The sequence below is a fragment of the Streptomyces sp. NPDC001220 genome, assembly GCF_053597895.1.
Map to the genome: position 1 here is coordinate 426,120 of NZ_JBSFJE010000002.1, position 21,344 is coordinate 447,463.

A 21,344-nucleotide genomic window follows, 5' to 3' on the forward strand; every position below is an offset into this window, starting at 1 on the left:
GTCACGATTCGGTTTCGGCCATCCCGCACCCCTTGCCCAGCCACCGTGTAATCGATTCCAATCCTCGGTACGCAGTGCGTGTAATCGATTCCATGAGTTCCACGAGGAGGTGGAGCGGCGATGGCGAGCATCAAGGACGTGGCCGCCGCGGCGGGCGTATCCGTCGCCACGGTGTCCCGTGTCCTGAACGACCATCCGTCGGTCAGCGCCGACGCCCGAACCCGTGTGCTGGCCGCCGTCGAGACGCTGGGCTACCGCCCGAACGCCGTCGCCCGCTCCCTGCGCACCGACCAGACCCGCACCCTCGGCCTGGTCATCAGCGACGTACTCAACCCGTACTTCACGGAACTGGCCCGCTCGGTCGAGGAAGAGGCCCGCGCGCACGGCTACAGCGTGATCATCGGCAACGCCGACGAGCGGCCCGAGCTGCAGGACCACCACGTGCGGACGCTGCTCGACCGACGCATCGACGGGCTGCTCGTCTCCCCCACCGACGGCGGCTCCCCGCTGATGCTGGAGGCGGCGCGCGGCGGGACACCGATGGTGTTCGTCGACCGTTGGATCCCGGGCGTCGACGTGCCCGTGGTGCGCGCGGACGGACAGGCCGCCATCCGGGACCTCGTCGCGCATCTGCACGGGCTGGGGCACCGGCGGCTCGCGATCATCGCGGGCCCCGCGGCCACCACCACCGGCAGTGAGCGTGTGCGGGCCTTCCGGGAGGCGCTCGCCGAGTACGGCGTGCCCCTCCCCGACGCCTACATAGGCCAGGGCGACTTCCAGGCCGAGAGCGGGCGGCGGGCCACCGAGGGGTTCCTCGACCTGCCCGAGCCGCCCGAGGTCGTCTTCGCCGCCGACAACCTGATGGCGCTCGGCGCGCTCGACGCCGTACGCGCACGCGGCCTGCGGGTGCCGGACGACATCGCGCTCGTCGCGTTCGACGACATCCGGTGGTTCGTGCACACCGATCCGCCGGTCACGGCGATCGCCCAGCCGACCGGCGAGCTGGGACGCGCCGCCGTGCGCGCGCTGATCGACCGTATCGAGGGGCGGCCTCCGCAGTCCGTCACCCTCCCCGCTCGGCTCGTCGTACGCCGCTCGTGCGGCGCGCACCACGACGGGAGCCACGGCTCGAACCGTGGCGAGAACCAGACCCCTGTGCAAAGGAGCACGTCGTGAGCAACCCGGACGAGTTGCTGCGCATCGAGGGCATACGGAAGTCCTTCCCCGGCGTGGTCGCGCTCGACGGCGTCGACTTCGATCTGCGCCGGGGCGAGGTGCACGTACTCCTCGGTGAGAACGGCGCGGGCAAGAGCACCCTCATCAAGATGCTCTCCGGCGCCTACACGCCCGACGAGGGGCGGATCCTGGCCGCCGGCGAGGAGGTGCGCATCCATGGTGCGCAGGACTCCGAGCGTCTCGGGATCGCCACCATCTACCAGGAGTTCAACCTCGTACCCGATCTCACGGTCGCCGAGAACATCTTCCTGGGCCGGCAGCCGCGCCGCTTCGGGATGATCGACCGGAAGCGGATGGAGGCCGACGCCGAGACCCTGCTCAAGCGGGTCGGGGTGAACGTCCCGCCCCGCGCGCGGGTGCGTGAACTCGGTATCGCCCGTCTCCAGATGGTCGAGATCGCCAAGGCGCTCAGCCTGGACGCGCGGGTGCTCATCATGGACGAGCCGACCGCCGTGCTCACCTCCGAGGAGGTGGAGAAGCTCTTCACGATCGTGCGGCAGTTGCGGGCGGACGGGGTGGGGGTCGTCTTCATCACGCACCACCTGGAGGAGATCGCCGCTCTCGGGGACCGGGTGACGGTGATCCGCGACGGGAAGTCCGTCGGGCAGGTGCCCGCCACCACCCCGCAGGACGAGCTGGTCCGGCTCATGGTCGGACGGTCCATCGAGCAGCAGTACCCGCGGGAACGGGCCGAGACCGGTGCCGCACTGCTGTCCGTCGAAGGGCTGACCCGGGACGGGGTCTTCCACGACGTCAGCTTCGCGGTGCACGCGGGGGAGGTCGTCGGCATCGCGGGCCTGGTGGGCGCCGGCCGCACGGAGGTCGTGCGGGCCGTGTTCGGCGCCGACCCGTACGACAAGGGGGCCGTGCAGGTCTCCGGTACGGCGCTGAAGCGGCACGACGTCAACGCGGCCATGGCCGCCGGGATCGGGCTCGTCCCCGAGGACCGCAAGGGTCAGGGGCTGGTCCTCGACGCCTCCGTCGAGGAGAACCTCGGCCTGGTGACGCTGCGCCGGGCCACCCGGGCCGGGATCGTCGACCTCAAGGCGCAGCACGTCGCCGCCGAGCGGATCGCCGGGCAGCTGGGCGTGCGGATGGCCGGGCTCGGTCAGCACGTGCGCACGCTCTCCGGCGGCAACCAGCAGAAGGTCGTCATCGGCAAGTGGCTCCTCGCCGACACCAAGGTGCTGATCCTCGACGAGCCGACGCGCGGTATCGACGTCGGCGCCAAGGTCGAGATCTACCAGCTGATCAACGAGCTGACGGCCGCCGGAGCCGCCGTCCTGATGATCTCCAGCGATCTGCCGGAGGTCCTCGGGATGAGCGACCGGGTGCTGGTGATGGCGCAGGGCCGGATCGCGGGCGAGCTCTCCGCCGACCAGGCCACCCAGGACTCCGTGATGGCCCTCGCCGTCTCCACCCCCACCACCACAACCGACAAGGAGGCCGGACGTGGCCACTGACACCCTCAAGAGCGGGAACGCGGGCGCCGGTGGCGTCTCCGGCGTACGCCGGCTGCTCCTCGACAACGGTGCGCTGACCGCGCTGATCGTCCTCGTCATCGCCATGTCGGCGCTGTCGGGGGACTTCCTCACCACCGACAACCTGCTGAACGTCGGCGTCCAGGCGGCCGTGACGGCCATCCTCGCCTTCGGTGTCACGTTCGTGATCGTCGCGGCGGGCATCGACCTGTCGGTCGGCTCGGTCGCGGCCCTGTCGGCCACGGTGCTGGCCTGGAGCGCCACCTCGCACGGGGTGCCGGTCTTCCTGGCCGTGGTACTGGCCGTCGCCACCGGCATAGTGGCCGGTCTCGTCAACGGCTTCCTGATCGCCTACGGCAAGCTGCCGCCGTTCATCGCCACCCTGGCCATGCTGTCGGTGGCCCGCGGCCTGTCGCTGGTGATCTCCGAGGGCTCCCCGATCGCCTTCCCCGGCTCGGTCTCGCACCTCGGTGACACGCTCGGCGGCTGGCTGCCGGTGCCGGTCCTCGTCATGGTCCTCATGGGCCTGATCGCCGCCTTCGTGCTCGGCCGGACGTACATCGGGCGCTCCATGTACGCGATCGGCGGCAACGAGGAGGCCGCCCGGCTCTCCGGGCTGCGGGTCTCCAAGCAGAAGCTCGCCATCTACGCGCTGTCCGGGCTGTTCGCGGCCGTCGCCGGCATCGTGCTGGCCTCCCGGCTCTCCTCGGCGCAGCCGCAGGCCGCCAACGGCTACGAACTGGACGCCATCGCGGCCGTCGTGATCGGCGGCGCGTCGCTGGCCGGCGGAACCGGCAAGGCCTCCGGCACGCTGATCGGCGCGCTGATCCTGGCGGTGCTGCGCAACGGCCTCAACCTGCTGAACGTCTCCGCGTTCTGGCAGCAGGTCGTGATCGGTGTCGTCATCGCCCTCGCCGTGCTCCTCGACACCGTGCGCCGCAAGGCCGGGGCGACCCCGGTGGCCGCCGGCACCGGGGGCAACAGGGGCAAGCAGGCGGGGACGTACGCGCTCGCGGCCGTCGTCACCGTCGGACTGGTCGCCGCGACCTCCCTGCTGCACACCGGCTCCTCCTCCGGCAACCCGAAGATGGGCCTGTCCCTGTCCACCCTGAACAACCCCTTCTTCGTGCAGATCCGGTCCGGCGCCCAGGCCGAGGCGAAGAAGCTGGGCGTCGACCTGACCGTCACGGACGCCCAGAACGACGCCTCGCAGCAGGCCAACCAGCTCCAGAACTTCACCAGTTCGGGACTGGGCGCGATCATCGTCAACCCGGTGGACTCGGACGCGGCGAGCAACTCCGTGAAGGCCGCCGACAAGGCCGACATCCCGGTCATCGCCGTCGACCGGGGCGTCAACAACGCCAGGACCGACGCGCTGGTCGCCTCCGACAACGTCGCCGGCGGCGAGCTGGCCGCCAAGACGATCGGCGACAAGCTCGGCGGCCACGGCAAGATCGTGATCCTCCAGGGCCAGGCCGGCACCTCCGCCGCCCGCGAGCGTGCGCAGGGCTTCGCCAACGGCCTGAAGGCCTTCCCCGGCATCCAGGTGGTGGCCCAGCAGCCGGCCGACTTCGACCGCACCAAGGGCCTCGACGTGATGTCGAACCTGCTCCAGGCGCACCCGGACGTCCAGGGCGTCATCGCCGCCAACGACGAGATGGCCCTCGGCGCGATCAAGGCGCTCGGCTCCAAGGCCGGCAAGTCGGTGTCGGTGGTCGGCTTCGACGGCACCCCGGACGGCCTGACGGCGGTCAAGAACGGCACGCTGTACGCGTCGGTCGCCCAGCAGCCCTCCCAGCTCGGGAAGATCGCCGTGGACAACGCGCTCAAGGCGATCCAGGACAAGAAGGTCGAGTCGACGATCAAGGTGCCGGTGAAGGTGGTCACGAAGGAGAACGTGGCCGGGTTCACGGGCTGAGGTACCAAGGAGGCGGCCGGGCGACACCTGTCGAGCCCGGCCGCCTCAACTCGTTCTCTTAGGGAGTCACTTCATGTACGACTACGACCTCCTGGTCGTGGGATCCGCCAACGCCGACCTGGTGATCGGGGTCGAGCGGCGGCCGGCCGCCGGTGAGACCGTGCTCGGCGGCGACCTCGCCACGCACCCCGGCGGCAAGGGCGCCAACCAGGCGGTCGCGGCCGCCCGGCTCGGTGCCCGCACCGCCCTGCTGGCCCGGGTCGGCGACGACGCGCACGGCAGGCTGCTGCTGGACTCGCAGCGGGCGGCCGGGGTGGACACGGCGGGCGTGCTGGCGGGCGGGGCGCCGACGGGCGTCGCGCTGATCACCGTGGATCCCTCCGGTGACAACAGCATCGTGGTCTCGCCGGGCGCGAACGGCCGGCTCGCACCCGCCGACGTACGGGCCGCGGGCAGCCTCCTCCAGGCCGCCCGGGTGGTCTCCGCGCAGCTGGAGATCCCGCTGGAGACGGTGGTGGAGGTGGTACGGAACCTGGCCCCCGGCAGCCGGTTCGTGCTCAACCCGTCGCCGCCGCGGCCCCTTCCGGACGAGGTCCTCGCGGCCTGCGACCCGCTGATCGTGAACGAGCACGAGGCGAAGGTGCTCCTCGGCGAGGCCTGCGTGAGCGAGGAGCCGGCCGACTGGGCACGGCTCCTGCTCGCCCGGGGCCCGAAGTCGGTGGTGGTGACGCTGGGCGCGGCGGGCGCGCTGGTCGCCGACGGGCACGGGGTCGAGCCGGTCCCCTCGGTGACGGTGGACGCGGTGGACACCACGGGCGCCGGGGACGCGTTCACCGCGGCCCTCGCGATACGGCTCGGGGCGGGCGCGTCGCTCGCCGAGGCGGCGGCGTACGCGGCCCGGGTCGGGGCGGCGGCGGTGACGAGGCGGGGCGCGCAGGACTCGTACCCGACGGCGGCGGAGGTCGAGGCACTGTGAAGAAGACGGGGATCCTCAACCGGCATCTCGCCGGAGCGCTGGCGGAGCTGGGGCACGGGCACGGGGTGCTGGTCTGCGATGCCGGGATGCCGGTCCCGCGCGGGCCACGGGTCGTGGACCTGGCCTTCCGGGCCGGGGTGCCGTCCTTCGCCGAGGTACTGGAGGGGCTGCTGTCCGAGCTGGTCGTGGAGGGCGCCACGGCGGCGACCGAGATACGCGGGGCCAATCCGGCCGCGGCCGGGCTGCTGGACGGGCACTTTCCCGACCTGGCCCTGGTCCCGCACGAACGGCTGAAGGAGCTGTCGGAGGGCGCCCACCTGGTGGTCCGCACCGGCGAGGCCCGGCCGTACGCGAACGTGCTGCTGCGGTGCGGGGTGTACTTCTAGCGCATACGGAGCACCGGACTCCCCCTCCGCACCTGGGACTTTTCATCCCCGTGAAACGTGATGGCCAGCCTGTGCCCCGGTTGGCAATATCGCCCACACGTACGAACAGTCCGAGAAAGAGGGAATTCACGTGAGATCCTTCCGTTTAGCCGCGGCGCTCGCCGCCACCGCCCTGGCCGCCTTCATCGGCCTCACCCTTCCCGGCAGCGCGGCCGCCGCCGACGGGCACTCCGCCGCCCCGGCCGCCAAGCCGGCCGCCGCCGCCCCGCAGGCGGTACACGGGACGACCGCTTCCGCCGCGGTCTCTCCGCAGGCCATCGGGGACTGCCCGAGCACCTACTTCTGTTTCTGGGTCAACTCGGGCTACAACGACGGTCCGGGCAAGTTCTCCGGCGCCAACACCAACTGGGGCGCCTACTCCCACTCCGGCTGCTCCACCGGTACCTGGAACGACTGCGCCTCCTCGGGGTACAACCACGGGACGAGCGGCCTGGGTGTCGAGGTGTGGCGCGACATCAACTACTCCGGCCTGTCCGCCTGCCTGCCCAAGGACTGGTCCAACAACAACTTCGCGAACCTCGTCTGGCCCGGCACCTCGACCAGCTTCAACGACTCGATCAGCAGCAACTTCTGGACCTCCAACTGCTGACCGGGCCCTGACCGGCCACCGGATGACGGGCGATCACCCATGACAGAGCTCCCGCACCGCCGTGCCGCGCACGCACCGGCACGCCTGCTGCCCCTGCTGCTCCTCGTCGTGACCCTGGTCTGCACGGCCGCGACCGCGTGCACCGGACCGGGCACGGCCGCCTCGGCCGAGGCGGACCCGGCGGCGCGGGAGTCCGGTCACGCCGCCGCCGTCCTCACCAACGACGCCACCACGCTGCGTCAGCGCTGGCAGCTCTTCGGCGCCTCGCAGCTCCTCACCCAGCGCTGCATGCGCGACCGGGGACTGCGTTTCCTGGTCACGAGCGCGGGCCCGCGGCCACCCGCCGGGGCGACCACGGCCGAGTCGATCGGTTCCCGCTCGGCACCCGGCTACGGCGTCTCCACGGCGCTGGGCAGCATGAACAAGGGCCCCACGGCCCAGGACCGGTACGTTCGCTCCCTGTCCGCCACCGCACAGACCCGCTACTCCGCCGCACTCGACGGGCCGGCCGGCCAGTCGGCGCCACTGACCCTGCCCAGCGGGGCGAGCGGGACCTACGCCACGGGCGGCTGCACGGCCCGCGCGCGTGCCGGGTTGTACGGCACCGTACGGGCCGCCCTGGAGGACACCCTCGTACCGCAGGACGTCGACCAGCTCCTCCAGCGGTTCCTGGCCACCGCCCCCGGCTACCAGCAGGCCCTGGGGCGCTGGCAGCGCTGCATGGCCGACGCCGGCCGGCCGGCGAAGACGCCCGCCGCGCTGATCGAGTCGCTGCGGGCCGAGGCCGTCCGGGGAGCGAGCGCCTCGAAGCTGGCGCGGGAGCAGCGCGCCGCCGCCACGGCCGATCAGCACTGCGACGGCGTGAGCGGCCTGCGCCGCACCGGCGCCGACCAGCGTGAGGTCTTCCTGCGGCGGCAGCCCGCACGGACCCGGGCCCGTCTGGAGGAGGTCTGGCAGCACCGCCGGCAGGCCCTGACGCGGGCCGCGGCCCTGCTCGGCCAGGACGACCGGGGCTCATCCGGATGACGCCCCGGCGTCGCTCGTCGGTCTGAGCAGCGCGGCGCCGAGTGGCGTGAGGGTGTGCAGCACCGTGTTGTGGTGGCGGTGGCTGAAGACCAGCCCGGCGTCGCGCAGCACGGTGGTGTGGTGGGAGGCCGTGGGCACCGACACGCCCAGGACCCCGGCCAGTTCGGAGGTGGTCGCGCCCAGTGCGAGGGACCGCAGCGCGGCCGCGCGGGTACGGCCGAGCAGCGCGGCGAGCGAGACCTCGGGCGGCCGTTCGGGGGCGGGCGCGCGGAGGCCGTGCACCGGGTAGACCAGCACCGGCTGAAGGGTGTCGTCGGCCATCGAGATCGGTGACTGCCAGCAGAAGTAGGACGGGATCAGCCGCAGTCCGCGGCCGTCGAGGCGCAGGTCCCGGTCCTCGACGTAGTCGACGTGGAGGACCGGCGGCTGCCAGCGGACGGCGGGTGACAGGCCGGCGAGCAGTCCGTCGAGCCCGGTCGCGAGGGCGTCCCGGCCCCGCAGGGCGCGCTCCGCTGCGATCGTGGCGTGAATGCGGCTCTCGTGGGGCGCGATGACCGCTTCGTGGTAGGCGCGCAGGAGTCCGGTGAGGTCCTCGCGGGCCTCGCGTTCCCGCAGCCGGGGCGCCCAGTCGGGGGCGCCGGTGATCCGGTCCAGGGTCCGTATCTCCAGGTCGACCCGGTCGGGCGGGGTGTCGACGATCGCCGCGAGCCCGCGGTCCAGGCCGTCGGCGCCAGCGTGCGGGGTGAGGAAGTCGGGCAGGTAGCGGGCCCGGGGCAGCACCGGGACCAGCAGCCGCCGGACGGCCGCCCCGAGCTGGGTCCCGACGAGGGTGACGCGGGTCTCCCGGTACCAGTCGGCGTAGGCCCAGCGGCCCCGCGAGGTCTGTAACCGGTGCAGGCTGCAGGTGATCTCCCAGAGCGGGTCCGGGGCGCTCGCCACCCGGACGCGGGCCAGGTCCTGAGGCGTGAAGTGAATACGCAGCACGAGAGCCGCCCCCCGAGTCGGACAAGTCGTCCCGTTCAGCAGCAGCCTGGGGCACGAGGCCCCCTCGAACAACACAGGAACCAGCCGGACGCCCCGGGCGGTGCCGGACATGCTTCGAGGGGGCCCGATCCGTCGATCGAACCCCCTCGGCCTACCCCCTCCGGTCAGAACCCCCGCGATCCCCCCGGATCCCCCTCCGAAAGCTCTGACGCCGGGTACGACCGGCCGGTCGGGGGGATGGTTGTACGGCTGCGGGAGATTTTTTCCGGGCACCGCCGACCGGGCCCGCTGTCAGCGACAGTTCGGCCGCGTCGAGCCACGTGCCGGCGAACACCGAGAGGACTGCCATCGGCGGCGTCGATGAACCGCCACCCAGCGTCGGCCCCATCCGCTGACGTTGCCGTCAACTACCGCCGTCACACAGCAGGTGCCCACCGTTGCCGAACCGTCGTACATCCGCTGCTCCGCCCGTCCTGACGGGGTGATGCAGGAGGGGCGGAGCAATGGCGGCTGTTCCCTCGCTATGGGAACAGGGGCGCGGGATTGATACCGGCGGCGGCCACGTCACGCTGTACGAGACCGGCGAACCGTCGGATCTCATGGAGCAGCGAGGACTCGTCGATAACCCCGCTGCTGATTCCTGGCGAGAGAACCGATCCGATCCGCCAACCGCCCGAGGTCCGGGTGATGCTGACAACCCCTTCCTCGGCGAAGGACATCGAGTCGAGTGTGAAATCGGGACGCTCCGACTCCGTCTTGCGGATCCAATTCATCAGCTCGGACGCGAGTTCGGCCACCGGGAAGAGGACCTCGCTGTAGATCAGCAGATCACCGTCGGCGACCCGCAGGTCGGCTTCGATGTTGGTGTAGAGCTGTTCCAGACTGGTACCGCGAAGATCCTGGGTGGTGAAGTTCGAATAGGAGATGAGCATGGCCTTGTCCTTCTAGTGAATTCTCTCGGGGAAGCAGTTGAAGACCACCCCGTCCTCACCCACCATGATTCTGATGCCTGTCTCGCCCCTGGTCCCGACGGTCCTTCCGAGGTCGACGATCATGTCGAATGACCGGGATGTAGCACTTGGGCTTGCTCGCCTGCTCCTTCTCCCGTTCTGCGGCGACGCGACGCGCTTCGGCCGCCTCGGCCTCGCGCTTCGTGACGACGTCCTTCCACGCGGCGGTGGCTTCCTTGTCGGCCTGGTCGGCGCTCTTGCCCGCGTCGAGCACGTCGGCCTTCGCCTGGTCCCACGCCTCCGCGGCCCGAGAGGCCGAGGTACGGGCGTAGTCGACGGAGAACTCCGCCTGTACCGTCAGTTCTCCAGCCTGACCGGCATCAGGAGCGAGAAGGCGCCCTCGTCGTCGGGCCGACGGATCGTGATCGGCGCCGTGGGCGCGCCGAACTCCAGAATCAGTCGGTCGCGGGCCCCGGCGACCAGCGCGGCCAGCAGGAACTCACGGTTGACGGCGACGCGGTTCGGGTCCTCGTCGACATCGGCTCCGTCGGCATCGGCGCAGAGGACCACCGCGCCGCCGTCCGCCACCCTGAGCACGCTGAGGTCGGGTGCCCCGGCCTCGCCGGAGCGGACCGGACCCGTCTCCAGAGCGTGCCGGAAAGCCGCCACCTCGACGACGGTGCGGCGTCCGCCGGCCCGGGGCAGGAGACGACGGTAGTCGGGGAAGTCGTGGTCGAGGCACCGGCCGGCCGCCTGCCGGTCCCCGGCCTCCAGGGTCACGCGGTCACCGTCGAGAGAGAGTCGCGCAGGCCCCTCACCGTCCAACAGCGCACGCATCGCGTCGGCGAGCGGAGCGGGCACGATGACCTGCACCCGGCCTCCCTCGTGCCCGGCGACACCGACCCGCGCGAGCGCCATCCGATAGCGGTCGGTGGCCACGACGTGCAGGCTCTCGCCCTCGATGTCGAACAGGACCCCGCCGAGCATCGGCAGCTCGGGGTCGGTGCTCGCCGCGAAGCGAACCGTGTCCAGCACGGCTGCCAGCTCCGGCGCGGCGACGGACAGGCGGACATCGGCGATGCGAAGCGAAGTCATGACATTCTCCCGGTGATCGAGTAGCGCTCGGAGCGCGGAGAACTCACCACGGGCATCGGACAACCCCTGTTCGAGTCGGCGCAGGTGTGCCCTGAGCAGTTCCCGGACCAGATCGGTGTCCGGGCCGGACCAGCCGGCCAGCGCCAGCCGGATGTCCGCCATCGGCATCCCGGCCCGGCGCAGGCAGGCCAGCAGCCGGGCCTCTGCCAGCTGCTCGGGCTCGTACCAGCGGTAGCCGCTCACCGGATCCACCCAGGCAGGGACCAGCACACCGGCACGGTCGTAGAACCGCAGGGCGCTCACGCCCAGGCCGCTGTCGCGGGCCAGCTCCCCGATGCTGCGCATGTCGTTCTCCACGTCCGGCACTCTGTGCCCTGCACAAGGTCGAGGGTCAACCCGGGCAGGTCAGTCAGCACGCGGCAACCGTGCGCCCCTGCTCTCGGCGACCCGCTTGACGTCCTTCAGAGATTCACTCAACCGCCGGGCGAGGTAGTGGAGTTCGTCGCGACTCAGCCGCTGCTCGGCGAGGAGTTCGGCCGCGTGGTCGAGCAGGTCGCCCGCCATGCCGAGGTGCATGCTCTCGATGTGGTCGGCGAGCCGTGAGACGTATCCCGTCCCGTCGCCCACGAGGTAACCGGGCTTGCCGTCCGCGCCGGTCCAGGGAAGCAGGCGCCCGCTCATACGTAGGTCTCCACGAGGTCGAGATAAGGGCGGACGAGCGGGCTGTCCTCGCCACGCAAGGGTGCTTCACGGCCGACGTACGGGCACGAGTACGGATACGTGTACGCGAACGGTACGACCGGCCTGCGGCGCCGCCGCCCACGAGCGGGCAGGAAGAGCCGGAGCAGCGGCTCGACCAGCCGGGCCAGGAGATACGTCATGCCGACCTGCTCTCTCAACTGCGATGACTTCGCTGTGTTGCGATTCCCTCACAGAGTGGGGTCGGGACTGGCTACGCTTCTAGGGGCGGGGACTTGACAGAGCCTTTGTCAGGAACGGGAGTTGGCCGCATGAGCGAGCGCCTGAAGCCTCGAACGCAACGGGAGAGGTACGGAGAGGAGCTGAGGCTGCGGCGCGTCGCCGCCGGTCTCACCCAGGAGGAACTGGGCGAGTTGGTCGTGTGCTCGCCCACACTGATCAGCCACTTCGAGGCGGGGAGGCGGCTGCCGAAGCCGGATGACGCGCGCCGGATCGACCGGGCCCTGAAGACGGACGGGTTCTTCGAGCGGTGGCTGGAGGATCTGGGGTCGAAGTACACCGATCATTTCGCCGCGGTCGCCGAACTGGAACAACAGGCCACTCATATCAACCAGTTCGCGCTGTCACTGGTTCCCGGCGTACTCCAGACGGACGACTACGCACGCGCCCTCTTCTGCGCCTACCGGCCGAACTACGCCCCCGAGGAACTTGACGAGTTCGTTGTCATTCGAACAAAGCGCCGCCGCATCCTCGACGGACCGTTGAAGCCGGTCATCTGGACGCTGCTCGACGAGTCCGTGCTGCGACGCCGCGTCGGCGGACCGCAGGTCATGGCCGAACAGCTGCGCACGATGGCCGACTTGGCCGAGACCGGAAGGGTGCGGCTGCATGTACTGCCGTACGGCGTTGGCGCGCACGCACTCATGCAGAGCCTGCTCACCCTCATGACTTTCGCGGACTCCGCGCCGGTCGCCTACGTCGAGGGCTTCCTGACCGGCAACCTGATGGATGATCCGGCCCTGGTGAGCGCCTGCCACACCGCCTACGCTCTGGCCCTGAGCGACGCGTTGTCGCGCCAGGAGTCACTGGCCCTTGTCAGGGCGGCAGCAGAGGAACACGCACATGTTCAGCAATGAGCACACCGTCCACGACTCGTCCGCGCTCAGCGGTTGGTACAAGTCCAGCTACAGCGGCGGTGACCAGGGCGAATGTCTCGAAATAGCCCGTGGCCACTCCGGCGTCCCCGTCCGCGACAGCAAGGCCGCGACCGGCCCGGCCTTGGTCTTCTCGGCGACCGGCTGGACCGCGTTCGTCAGGGCCGTGCTGGACGGTCGTATCAGTAGCTGACGCCCCGGAAGTGCAGGAACGCGGTGCGCAGTTCGGAGTCGCGGAGGAGGTCGAGGATCTCTTCCTCCCCCACGAACAGGGCATCGGCCGCCGGATGGCCGGACTGGTGGAACGTGGCGACCAGTACGTCGATGAGGGGGCGGTTCCAGGAGACTCGGACGATCTCCCTCGCCTTGTCACGTTGCCCCTTGTCCATGGCTATGCGCCACAGTTCGATGGAGTGCCTGGCCGTCGCGTAGGCGTCCGTGCGTCCCTTGACCAGGACCGCTCTCGCGTTGAGGCCGAACACCTCGATACAGGCCCGTCCCCGGTCGGTCAGGCCCCGGTACGTACCGAGCGGGAGCACCAGCCGTAGGTGGTCCAAGGGGTCATCGACCGTCGGGTCGACGAGCAGGGGACTGCCGTCGACCGCGGTGGGGAAGAGGCTCCGCTTCTGGTTGCTGTTGCAGAACGAGCAGGCGAGCAGATGGTTGAGCCAGTCGAAGGTACGCACCGGAGCGAGGCTCTTCGGCTCGAAGTGGTCGATGTCCGTGCCCTGGCTGTCACCGCAGTACATGCAGCGTTCGTGGCCGGGAGCCATCTCCGCGAGCCCCCTGAGAAGTGCGGGGCGGACCCGCCGACGGTTCTCCCAGAGGTCCTTCGCCCTGTCCTTGCGTTCCTTCTCCGTGGCCTGCTGCCGGATGTCGTCGGTGTAGTGCCCCAACCGTTCCACCGTGTCTGCCGACAGGACGGCACGCCGGAGCCGGATCACTCCGCTTCGTCCTTGATCTCCTCCGCGATCCGTCGGAGGTGCGCGCCCACCTCGTCCACGCGGGCCGACGGCGAGCTGGCAAGCCGCTCCTTGAGTTCCTGGTAGCGGGCGAGCGACTCCCGTGACGAGGCCCCCTCGTAGATGTCCGCCTCCAACTCCACGAACTCGGCCCTCGCCCGCTCGGCCCGCTCGGAGTAGGGCGTGTCGAGACCGAAGAGGTCGGAGAGCACGGCGTCGTCACCGCTGCCGTACACCACCCGGTCGTACAGGTCCTGGTCGATGACCTCGGGCGGACGCGCCTCGTCCACGCCGGGCAGCCTGATGAGGCCGCCGGGGTCGGCCGACTGGCAGATGTAGGGACTGTGCGTGGTGACGATGAACTGGATGCGAGGGAAGTGGGCGGTCAGCCAGGGGCCGATCCGGCGCTGCCAGGAGACGTGCAGATGGGCGTCGATCTCGTCGATGATGACGACACCGGGTGTCATCAGCGCGATCGAATTGCCTCTGGCCTCCCAGGGGCCGGACTTCCACAGGTCGTCGCCGAACACATCGTGCAGTTGTTTGAGGATGTCAACCGCCAGCGCTGCCACCGTACGGAACCCGTCGCTCATCTCCCGCAGCGGGAAGCGGCTGTCGTGCCGCTCGACCCACAAACCCTCGGAGTCGACGTCGTTGATCCGGTACCCGTCCGGCAGCAGCCCGTCGCCGAGCAGGGCCAGTGCGAATGCCTTCAGCCCCTGGGCGCCCAGTCTGCCTTCCAGCGCGCGAAGATGCTGCTCGATCAGCCAGGTGACCCCCTCGGCGAGTGAGGCGTCCTCGTGGAAGAGGCTCGTGTGCCTCGCCACGGGCCCGGACGCCAGCATCAGCCGCTGCACCTCGCCCGAGCCGCCGGCCATCCGCCGGAACGGCCCGTAGGCCGCGGAGAACCAGCCCGCGGGACTGTCCGCCCAGGGACCACGACGGGCGATGCTCGTCTGTGCCTTGGTGTACCTGATCTCGTCGAGCCCGGACAGGACGCCCCGGCGGACCGGAACCCTGCCTGCCGTGCCGTCGCGGGGCGTCTTCCAGCGAAGCCCGGCCCGGAAGGCACCGGCGGGCGGGCGGCCCTGGGAGAACCGGTCGTGTTGCGTGTCACGGCTGATCTCGACCTCGGCCTGACCCGCCGTACGCTCTTCCGTCACCCAGTTCTCGAACTGAGGCACCAGACTGCGGGCCACCCCCGGCCCGGTGAGCGCCAGCGCCATGGCCCGCAGCAGCGTCGTCTTGCCCGAGCCGTTGCGCCCGGCGAGCACCGTCCACCCGGCGTGACTTCCGTCGGGGCGGGTCAGCGTGAGGTCGACTTCGCGAGGGCCGTAAAAGGACTTGATGTCCTTCACGATGATCCGGCTGACGTACATGGGCGTCGGCGTCCGTTCGTTCGGGTGTCACCCCGATCTTAGGGGCGTGGCCTGCCCGTCATCACGGGATGCGGGCAGGCCACCGACCCGTCAGTCAGCCGTGTGCGCCACGAACCGGCTCGCCGTCTCCGCGAGCACCTCACGCCCGTCCCTCGCCCAGAGCGCCTCGTTGAACAGCTCGACCTCGATGGCACCGGTGTAGCCGGCCGCCTCCACGTATTCCCGCCACTCCCGCATGTCGATCGCGCCGTCGCCGATCTGGCCGCGGCCGTTGAGGACGCCCTCGGGCAACGGGGTGGTCCAGTCGGCGAGCTGGAAGGTGTGGATACGGCCGCCCGCGCCGGCCCGGGCGATCCCGGCGGGCGCCTGGTCGTCCCACCAGATGTGGTACGTGTCCACGGCGACGCCGACCTGGTGTGCGGGGAAGCGTTCCGCGAGGTCCAGGGCCTGGGCGAGGGTGGAGACCACGCACCGGTCGGAGGCGTACATCGGGTGCAGCGGCTCGATGGCCAGCCGGACGCCGTGCTGTTCGGCGTACGGGCCGAGTTCGGCGAGCGCGTCCGCGATCCGCTCCCGGGCCCCGCGCAGGTCCCGGGAGCCCGCCGGCAGGCCGCCGGAGACCAGCACGAGGGTGTCGGTGCCGAGGGCCGCCGCCTCCTCGACCGCCCGCCGGTTGTCGGCGAGGGCCGCCGCCCGCGCCCCGGGGTCGATCGCGGTGAGGAAGCCGCCCCGGCACAGGGTGGTGACGGTCAGGCCCGCCTCGCGGACCAGCTTGGCGGTCGCCTCCACTCCGTAGGACTGGACCGGCTCCCGCCACAGGCCGACGGCGGGCACGCCCAGTTCCAGGCAGGCGTCGGCCAGTTCGGGCAGTGACAGCTGCTTCACCGTCATCTGGTTGATCGAGAAACGGGACAGGTCGCCGGTCACCGGGTCACTCCGTACAGGGCGAGGAGGGTCTTCATCCGGTCCTCGGCGAGCTTCGGGTCGGGGAACAGGCCCAGGCCGTCGGCGAGTTCGTAGGCGCGGGCGAAGTGCGGCAGGGAACGGGCCGACTGCAGGCCGCCGACCATGGTGAAGTGCGCCTGGTGGCCGGCCAGCCAGGCCAGGAACACCACACCCGTCTTGTAGAAGCGGGTGGGGGTCTGGAAGAGGTGGCGGGAGAGTTCGACGGTGGGGTCGAGGAGGGCGCGGAAGCCCGCCGTGTCGCCCGTGTCCAGGATCCGTACCGCCTGCGCCGCCAGCGGTCCCAGCGGGTCGAAGATGCCGAGCAGGGCGTGGCTGAAACCCTGGTCGTCGCCGGCGATCAGCTCGGGGTAGTTGAAGTCGTCGCCGGTGTAGCAGCGGACGCCCTGCGGGAGGCGGCGACGCAGGTCGATCTCGCGCTGGGCGTCCAGCAGGGAGACCTTGATGCCGTCGACCTTGTCGGGGTGGGCGGCGATGACCTCAAGGAAGGTGTCGGTGGCCGCGTCCAGGTCGGCCGACCCCCAGTAGCCCGCCAGCGCCGGGTCGAACATCGGGCCCAGCCAGTGCAGGACCACCGGCTCGGCGGCCTGGCGCAGGAGGTGGCCGTAGACCTCCAGGTAGTCCTCGGGGCCGGTGGCGGCCGCCGCGAGCGCCCGGGAGGCCATCAGGATGGCCTGGGCGCCCGACTCCTCGACGAGCGCCAGCTGCTCCTCGTACGCGGCCCGGATCTCGGCGAGGGAGCCGTCGGTGATCTGGTCGGTGCCGACCCCGCAGGCGATGCGGCCGCCGACCGCCTTCGCCTCGGCGGCGCTGCGGCGGATCAGCTCGGCGGCGCCCGCCCAGTCCAGGCCCATGCCGCGCTGGGCGGTGTCCATCGCCTCGGCGACGCCCAGGCCGTGCGACCACAGGTGGCGGCGGAAGGCGAGGGTGGCGTCCCAGTCGATGGCGGCGGGCGAGTCCGGGGAGACGTCGGCGAACGGGTCGGCGACGACATGGGCCGCCGAGAAGACCGTACGGGAGGTGAAGGGGGTGCCGGGGGTGACGGCGAGCGGCTCGGTACGCGGCTCGTAGGTCCGCAGCGCCCCGCCGGCGCCCGGGAGCTGGATGGTCACAGGGAGATCTCCGGTACGTCGATGCGGCGGCCCTCCGCCGAGGACTTCAGGCCCAGCTCGGCGAGCTGTACACCGCGGGCGCCGGCCAGCAGGTCCCAGTGGTAGGGGGCGTCGGCGTAGACGTGCTTGAGGAAGAGCTCCCACTGGGCCTTGAAGCCGTTGTCGAACTCGCCGTTGTCCGGGACCTCCTGCCACTGGTCGCGGAAGACCTCGGTGGCCGGGATGTCCGGGTTCCACACCGGCTTGGGGGTCGCGCCGCGGTGCTGGGCGCGGCAGTTGCGCAGCCCGGCGACCGCGGAGCCCTCGGTGCCGTCGACCTGGAACTCGACCAGTTCGTCGCGGTTGACGCGGACCGCCCAGGAGGAGTTGATCTGGGCGACGGCGCCGCCGTCGAGTTCGAAGATGCCGTAGGCGGCGTCGTCGGCGGTGGCGTCGTAGGGCTTGCCGTTCTCGTCCCAGCGCTGCGGGATGTGGGTGGCGGTGAGGGCCTGGACGGACTTCACCCGGCCGAACAGCTCGTGCAGCACGTACTCCCAGTGCGGGAACATGTCGACGACGATGCCGCCGCCGTCCTCCGCGCGGTAGTTCCAGGACGGGCGCTGGGCGGGCTGCCAGTCGCCCTCGAAGACCCAGTAGCCGAACTCGCCGCGGACCGACAGGATCCGGCCGAAGAAGCCGCCGTCGATGAGCCGCTTCAGCTTCAGCAGGCCGGGCAGGAAGATCTTGTCCTGGACGACGCCGTGCTTGATGCCCTTCGCGTCCGCCAGCCGGGCCAGTTCCAGGGCACCCGCCAGGCCGGTCGCGGTCGGCTTCTCGGTGTAGATGTGCTTTCCGGCGGCGATGGCCTGCCGGAGGGCCTCCTCGCGGGCGGAGGTGACCTGGGAGTCGAAGTAGAGGTCCACGGTCGGGTCGGCGAGCACGGACTCCAGGTCGGTGGAGATGTGCTCGTCGGACAGGCCGTGCCGGCCGGCGATGTCGCGGAGCGCGTGCTCCCGGCGGCCGACGAGGATCGGTTCCGGCCACAGCACGGTGCCGTCGCCGAGGTCGAGACCGCCCTGCTCGCGCAGCGCGAGGATCGAGCGGACGAGGTGCTGGCGGTAGCCCATGCGCCCGGTCACGCCGTTCATGGCGATACGCACCGTCTTGCGTGTCACGTGATTCCCTTCGTCCGCATGCGTCTCACTAATGCAGCAAGCGCTTTCTACATGGTCTGAAGCTAGCCTTTGACCACTGGTCTGTACAAGACCGTGATGGGGTCGAGTTGTTCGAGGGGGCGAACAACAGGAGTGAATGGCCTTATGGTCTGCACGGCAAGGGGGCTTCCTTTGATCAGGCTGTGTACGACGGCGTACGAAGAGACGCGCGACCGGAGGACGACGAGATGACGGTGACCCTGGCGGACGTGGCGGCCCGCGCCCAGGTCTCGCCCGCGACGGTGTCGCGCGTACTGAACGGCAACTACCCCGTGGCGGCGTCCACGCGGGAGCGGGTGCTGCGGGCGGTGGACGAGCTGGACTACGTCCTCAACGGGCCGGCGAGCGCGCTCGCGGCGGCCACCTCCGACCTGGTGGGCATCCTCGTCAACGACATCGCCGACCCGTTCTTCGGGATCATGGCGAGCGCGATCCAGGCGGAGATCGGCGGCCCGGGCGGCCGCGCCGGCGGCGAGCGGCTGGCGGTGGTCTGCAACACCGGGGGGTCACCGGAGCGGGAACTGACCTATCTGACCCTGCTGCAACGGCAGCGGGCGGCGGCGGTCATCCTGACCGGCGGCGCGATGGAGAACGCGCCGCACGCGGCGGCGGTGGCGTCGAAACTGCGCAAGCTGGCGGACGCGGGGACCCGGGTGGTGCTGTGCGGGCGGCCGCCGGCGCCGGACACCGACGCGGTGGCCCTGACCTTCGACAACCGCGGCGGCGGCCGGCAGCTGACCGAGCATCTCATCGGGCTGGGCCACCGGCGGCTGGGCTACATCGCGGGCCCCGAGGAGCGGACCACCACCCGGCACCGCCTGGAGGGCCACCGGGCCGCGCTGGCCGACGCGGGCATCGAGGAGGACCCGCGCTGGACCGTGCACGGGCGCTACGACCGGCGGGCGGGGTACGAGGCGACGCTCGAACTCCTGCGCCGCGACCCGTCGCTGACGGCGGTGGTGGCCGCGAACGACTCGGTGGCGCTGGGGGCGTGCGCGGCGCTGCGGGAGTCGGGGCTGCGGATCCCGGCGGACGTGTCGGTGGCCGGCTTCGACGACCTGCCGTTCAGCATCGACGCGGTGCCGTCGCTGACGACGGTACGGCTGCCGCTGGCGGAGGCCGGCGCCCGGGCCGGCCGCATCGCCATGGGCCGCGAGGAGCCCCCGCCGGGCGGCATCGCGACGGTCCGGGGGGAGCTGATGGTACGGGGGTCATCGGGGGTACCGCGGAGCTGAGCGGGACGTACGCCCGACACGTACGCCCGACACAGCCGGGCCACCGGCCCGGGACGGCGGGTGAGTACGACGCCGGGGCGGGCTGCCGTGGGGCTGGGCTGACGGATCGCGGGTGTGGGCTGACGGATCGCGGGCGTGAGCAGGCAGGCCGCGGGCTTGAGCAGGTGGATCGCGGGTGTGGGCTGACGGATCGCGGGTGTGGGCAGGCAGGCCGCGGGCTTGAGCAGGTGGATCGCGGGTCGAGCAGGTGGGCCGCAGGCCTGACGGGTGGCCGCCGTGCGGCGGGTGGTGGCCGGTCCGAACTGGGATCGCGAGGCACTCGCCCAGCAGAAACGGTTCCTCATAGTGCTCACGAGGGCGCTCGCGCGCGGTCGGCGCCGCGCGCCCGCTGACAGCGGCCCCGCGCCGCGGAAGGCGCCGCGTCCCGATAGGCGCCGCGTCCAGGTAGGCCCCGCGCCGCGGTCGGCCCCGCGCCGCGGTCAGCGGGCGCCCCGCAGGGACCGGCCCAGCAGCGGCAGCGGTGCCTCGCCCCGCTTGCGGTCCTGGCCTGGTACCAGCGCAGGCCCGAGTCGTAGCGCCCCGCGCCGCGGTCGGCCCCGCGCCGCGGTCAGCGGGCGCCCCGCAGGGACCGGCCCAGCAGCGGCAGCGGGGCCTCGCCCCGCTTGCGGTCCTGGTACCAGCGCAGGCCCGAGTCGTAGGCCCGTCGGGCGTGGCGTACCGGTGCCAGCTGGGTGGCGAGGTGGGCCTGGTAGTGCCAGGGGGACTGGCGGCCCTGGCGGACCGCCATCGCGTAGGCGAAGTCGACCGGGTCGCGGTCCAGGTAGTCGTCGAGCTGCTCGAACCAGGCCATGCTGGTGCGCGCCGCCGCCTGCACGGCGTGCAGTTCCGCGCGGCGGTGCTGGTCGTACTCGCGCAGCGCCACCCGCGGATCCGGGAACTCCTTCAGGGCGTACGCCAGCACGATCGCGTCGATCATGGCGAGCCGGGTGCCGGAGCCCAGCGTGAAGTGCGTGGTGTGGGCCGAGTCGCCGGCCAGCACGACGGGCCGGCCCTCGTCGGTGCCGTCGACCCAGGTCTCGTTGGTGATGTGCGTGAACCGCTGCCACTTCGCCGGCGCACCCCGTGACCTGCTGATCAGGGAGTGGCCGTCCAGGGCGCGGTGGAAGATCTTCTCCAGCAGGGGTACGGCGTCGTCCTCGTCCAGCGTGTCGAGGCCGAGGCCCTGCCAGGTCTCGGGCGAGCACTCCACGATGCAGGTGCTGATCCCCTTGAACGACGGATAGGCGTGGAACCAGATCCAGCCCGCCTCGGTCTCCTCGAAGGCGAACACGAAACTGTCGAACTGCCGGTCGGTGCCGAGCCAGATGTACTGGTTGCGGCCGGTCTCCAGGTGCGGGCCGAAGTGCTCGGCACGGCTCTGCCGGATCCGGCTGCCCGCGCCGTCGACGGCCAGGACCAGGTCGGCGTCGGGCAGGTCGGCGGGGTCGGCGAGGCGCTCGTGCCGTACGTCGACGCCGAGGGAGCGCGCGCGCCGGGCCAGGACGTCGAGGAGGGCCGCGCGGCCCATGCTGTAGCCGTAGCCGCCGAAGTGCGCGGTGCCGTCGTACCGGTTGCCGTGCACGCGGATGTCCTGCTGCTGCCAGAGCACGGAGCCTGCGCTCACCGCCCGTGCGCTCTCGGGGTCGTTGCGGTGCAGGATGTCCAGCAGATCGCTCCAGTAGACGACGCCCCAGCCGTAGGTGGCCTCGGGCGGGTCCGCCTCCAGAACGATGATCTCGTGCCCGGCGTCCCGCAGCTTCGCCGAGATCGAGAAGTACAGCCCGGCCGGGCCTCCGCCCACACAGACGATCCTCATCCCGTCACCGCCTCCAAGGCCGCCGGGCCCGGGGGCCCGCAGGGTTTTGATGCATGGGTCCGGGTGCCCGAAGACCGGGCACCCGGACCCA

Annotated in this window: 22 protein-coding genes; 10 read left to right on the forward strand and 12 right to left on the reverse strand. The window is 71.3% G+C overall.

Annotation, left to right across the window (positions count from 1 at the left end; genetic code table 11):
- The first annotated feature begins 120 nt into the window (after positions 1-120).
- The 7 genes from ACWDGI_RS06480 to ACWDGI_RS06510 all read left to right on the forward strand — a co-directional run bounded on the left by ACWDGI_RS06480 (position 121) and on the right by ACWDGI_RS06510 (position 7,672).
- On the forward strand, positions 121-1,176 hold the full coding sequence (locus ACWDGI_RS06480) for a LacI family DNA-binding transcriptional regulator (RefSeq protein WP_450755948.1): 1,056 nt from the start codon (positions 121-123) through the stop codon (positions 1,174-1,176).
- The gene (locus ACWDGI_RS06485; RefSeq protein WP_450755950.1) at positions 1,173-2,699 is read left to right on the forward strand and encodes a sugar ABC transporter ATP-binding protein; all 1,527 of its coding nucleotides are present in this window, start codon (positions 1,173-1,175) and stop codon (positions 2,697-2,699) included. The genes ACWDGI_RS06480 and ACWDGI_RS06485 overlap by 4 nt, the downstream gene beginning before the upstream one ends.
- Positions 2,689-4,635, forward strand: coding sequence for an ABC transporter permease/substrate-binding protein (locus ACWDGI_RS06490; RefSeq protein WP_450755952.1), 1,947 nt, complete (start codon positions 2,689-2,691; stop codon positions 4,633-4,635). The genes ACWDGI_RS06485 and ACWDGI_RS06490 overlap by 11 nt, the downstream gene beginning before the upstream one ends.
- Before the next feature lie 73 nt (positions 4,636-4,708).
- Positions 4,709-5,611: a ribokinase gene (locus tag ACWDGI_RS06495; protein ID WP_450755955.1), complete on the forward strand. Its 903-nt coding sequence runs from the start codon at positions 4,709-4,711 to the stop codon at positions 5,609-5,611.
- Positions 5,608-5,997: a D-ribose pyranase gene (rbsD, locus tag ACWDGI_RS06500; RefSeq protein ID WP_450755957.1), complete on the forward strand. Its 390-nt coding sequence runs from the start codon at positions 5,608-5,610 to the stop codon at positions 5,995-5,997. Before ACWDGI_RS06495 ends, rbsD begins: the two co-directional genes overlap by 4 nt.
- 130 nt (positions 5,998-6,127) lie before the next feature.
- Entirely contained in the window at positions 6,128-6,646 is a 519-nt protein-coding gene (locus ACWDGI_RS06505; RefSeq protein WP_450755959.1) for a peptidase inhibitor family I36 protein, read from the forward strand.
- A 39-nt stretch (positions 6,647-6,685) separates the two neighbouring features.
- Positions 6,686-7,672 carry a hypothetical protein gene (locus ACWDGI_RS06510; protein ID WP_450755961.1) on the forward strand — a complete coding sequence of 329 codons (987 nt, stop codon included), beginning with the start codon at positions 6,686-6,688 and terminating at the stop codon, positions 7,670-7,672.
- Here ACWDGI_RS06510 and ACWDGI_RS06515 read toward each other — a convergent pair.
- From ACWDGI_RS06515 to ACWDGI_RS06540, 6 genes are all read right to left on the reverse strand, one after another.
- Entirely contained in the window at positions 7,661-8,656 is a 996-nt protein-coding gene (locus tag ACWDGI_RS06515; protein WP_450755963.1) for a DUF5937 family protein, read from the reverse strand. The two genes, ACWDGI_RS06510 and ACWDGI_RS06515, sit on opposite strands and share 12 nt — an antisense overlap.
- Before the next feature lie 521 nt (positions 8,657-9,177).
- Positions 9,178-9,588 carry a DUF7878 domain-containing protein gene (locus tag ACWDGI_RS06520; RefSeq protein ID WP_450755965.1) on the reverse strand — a complete coding sequence of 137 codons (411 nt, stop codon included), beginning with the start codon at positions 9,586-9,588 and terminating at the stop codon, positions 9,178-9,180.
- 55 nt (positions 9,589-9,643) lie between these two features.
- Complete coding sequence (locus tag ACWDGI_RS06525; RefSeq protein WP_450755967.1) at positions 9,644-9,880, reverse strand: hypothetical protein; 237 nt, start codon at positions 9,878-9,880, stop codon at positions 9,644-9,646.
- A gap of 83 nt (positions 9,881-9,963) precedes the next feature.
- Entirely contained in the window at positions 9,964-11,046 is a 1,083-nt protein-coding gene (locus ACWDGI_RS06530) for a DNA polymerase III subunit beta family protein (protein ID WP_450755969.1), read from the reverse strand.
- 60 nt (positions 11,047-11,106) lie between these two features.
- Positions 11,107-11,382: a hypothetical protein gene (locus tag ACWDGI_RS06535; protein ID WP_390632651.1), complete on the reverse strand. Its 276-nt coding sequence runs from the start codon at positions 11,380-11,382 to the stop codon at positions 11,107-11,109.
- The gene (locus tag ACWDGI_RS06540; RefSeq protein WP_450755971.1) at positions 11,379-11,582 is read right to left on the reverse strand and encodes a hypothetical protein; all 204 of its coding nucleotides are present in this window, start codon (positions 11,580-11,582) and stop codon (positions 11,379-11,381) included. The genes ACWDGI_RS06535 and ACWDGI_RS06540 overlap by 4 nt, the downstream gene beginning before the upstream one ends.
- A gap of 129 nt (positions 11,583-11,711) precedes the next feature.
- Between ACWDGI_RS06540 and ACWDGI_RS06545 the strand changes: the two genes are divergently transcribed.
- Complete coding sequence (locus ACWDGI_RS06545; protein ID WP_450755973.1) at positions 11,712-12,536, forward strand: helix-turn-helix domain-containing protein; 825 nt, start codon at positions 11,712-11,714, stop codon at positions 12,534-12,536.
- Positions 12,523-12,747 (forward strand): DUF397 domain-containing protein, encoded by a 225-nt coding sequence (locus ACWDGI_RS06550; protein WP_450755975.1) that lies wholly within the window; start codon positions 12,523-12,525, stop codon positions 12,745-12,747. Before ACWDGI_RS06545 ends, ACWDGI_RS06550 begins: the two co-directional genes overlap by 14 nt.
- Here ACWDGI_RS06550 and ACWDGI_RS06555 read toward each other — a convergent pair.
- The 5 genes from ACWDGI_RS06555 to ACWDGI_RS06575 form a co-directional block, all read right to left on the reverse strand.
- Positions 12,737-13,498, reverse strand: a complete 762-nt coding sequence (locus ACWDGI_RS06555) for an HNH endonuclease (protein WP_450755977.1) — start codon at positions 13,496-13,498, stop codon at positions 12,737-12,739. The two genes, ACWDGI_RS06550 and ACWDGI_RS06555, sit on opposite strands and share 11 nt — an antisense overlap.
- The gene (locus tag ACWDGI_RS06560) at positions 13,495-14,895 is read right to left on the reverse strand and encodes an AAA family ATPase (RefSeq protein ID WP_450755979.1); all 1,401 of its coding nucleotides are present in this window, start codon (positions 14,893-14,895) and stop codon (positions 13,495-13,497) included. Before ACWDGI_RS06560 ends, ACWDGI_RS06555 begins: the two co-directional genes overlap by 4 nt.
- 90 nt (positions 14,896-14,985) lie before the next feature.
- A complete protein-coding gene (locus ACWDGI_RS06565) occupies positions 14,986-15,786 on the reverse strand; it encodes a sugar phosphate isomerase/epimerase family protein (RefSeq protein WP_450756509.1) in 801 nt (266 codons plus the stop codon).
- A gap of 32 nt (positions 15,787-15,818) precedes the next feature.
- On the reverse strand, positions 15,819-16,970 hold the full coding sequence (locus tag ACWDGI_RS06570; protein WP_450755981.1) for a dihydrodipicolinate synthase family protein: 1,152 nt from the start codon (positions 16,968-16,970) through the stop codon (positions 15,819-15,821).
- Positions 16,967-18,124: a Gfo/Idh/MocA family protein gene (locus ACWDGI_RS06575; protein WP_450755983.1), complete on the reverse strand. Its 1,158-nt coding sequence runs from the start codon at positions 18,122-18,124 to the stop codon at positions 16,967-16,969. The genes ACWDGI_RS06570 and ACWDGI_RS06575 overlap by 4 nt, the downstream gene beginning before the upstream one ends.
- 227 nt (positions 18,125-18,351) lie before the next feature.
- On the opposite strand from ACWDGI_RS06575, the gene ACWDGI_RS06580 reads away from it, so the two are divergent.
- Entirely contained in the window at positions 18,352-19,398 is a 1,047-nt protein-coding gene (locus ACWDGI_RS06580; protein WP_450755985.1) for a LacI family DNA-binding transcriptional regulator, read from the forward strand.
- A 607-nt stretch (positions 19,399-20,005) separates the two neighbouring features.
- Here the strand turns inward: ACWDGI_RS06580 and ACWDGI_RS06585 are convergent.
- Positions 20,006-21,253 (reverse strand): FAD-dependent monooxygenase, encoded by a 1,248-nt coding sequence (locus ACWDGI_RS06585; RefSeq protein ID WP_450755987.1) that lies wholly within the window; start codon positions 21,251-21,253, stop codon positions 20,006-20,008.
- Positions 21,254-21,344: the final 91 nt, after the last annotated feature.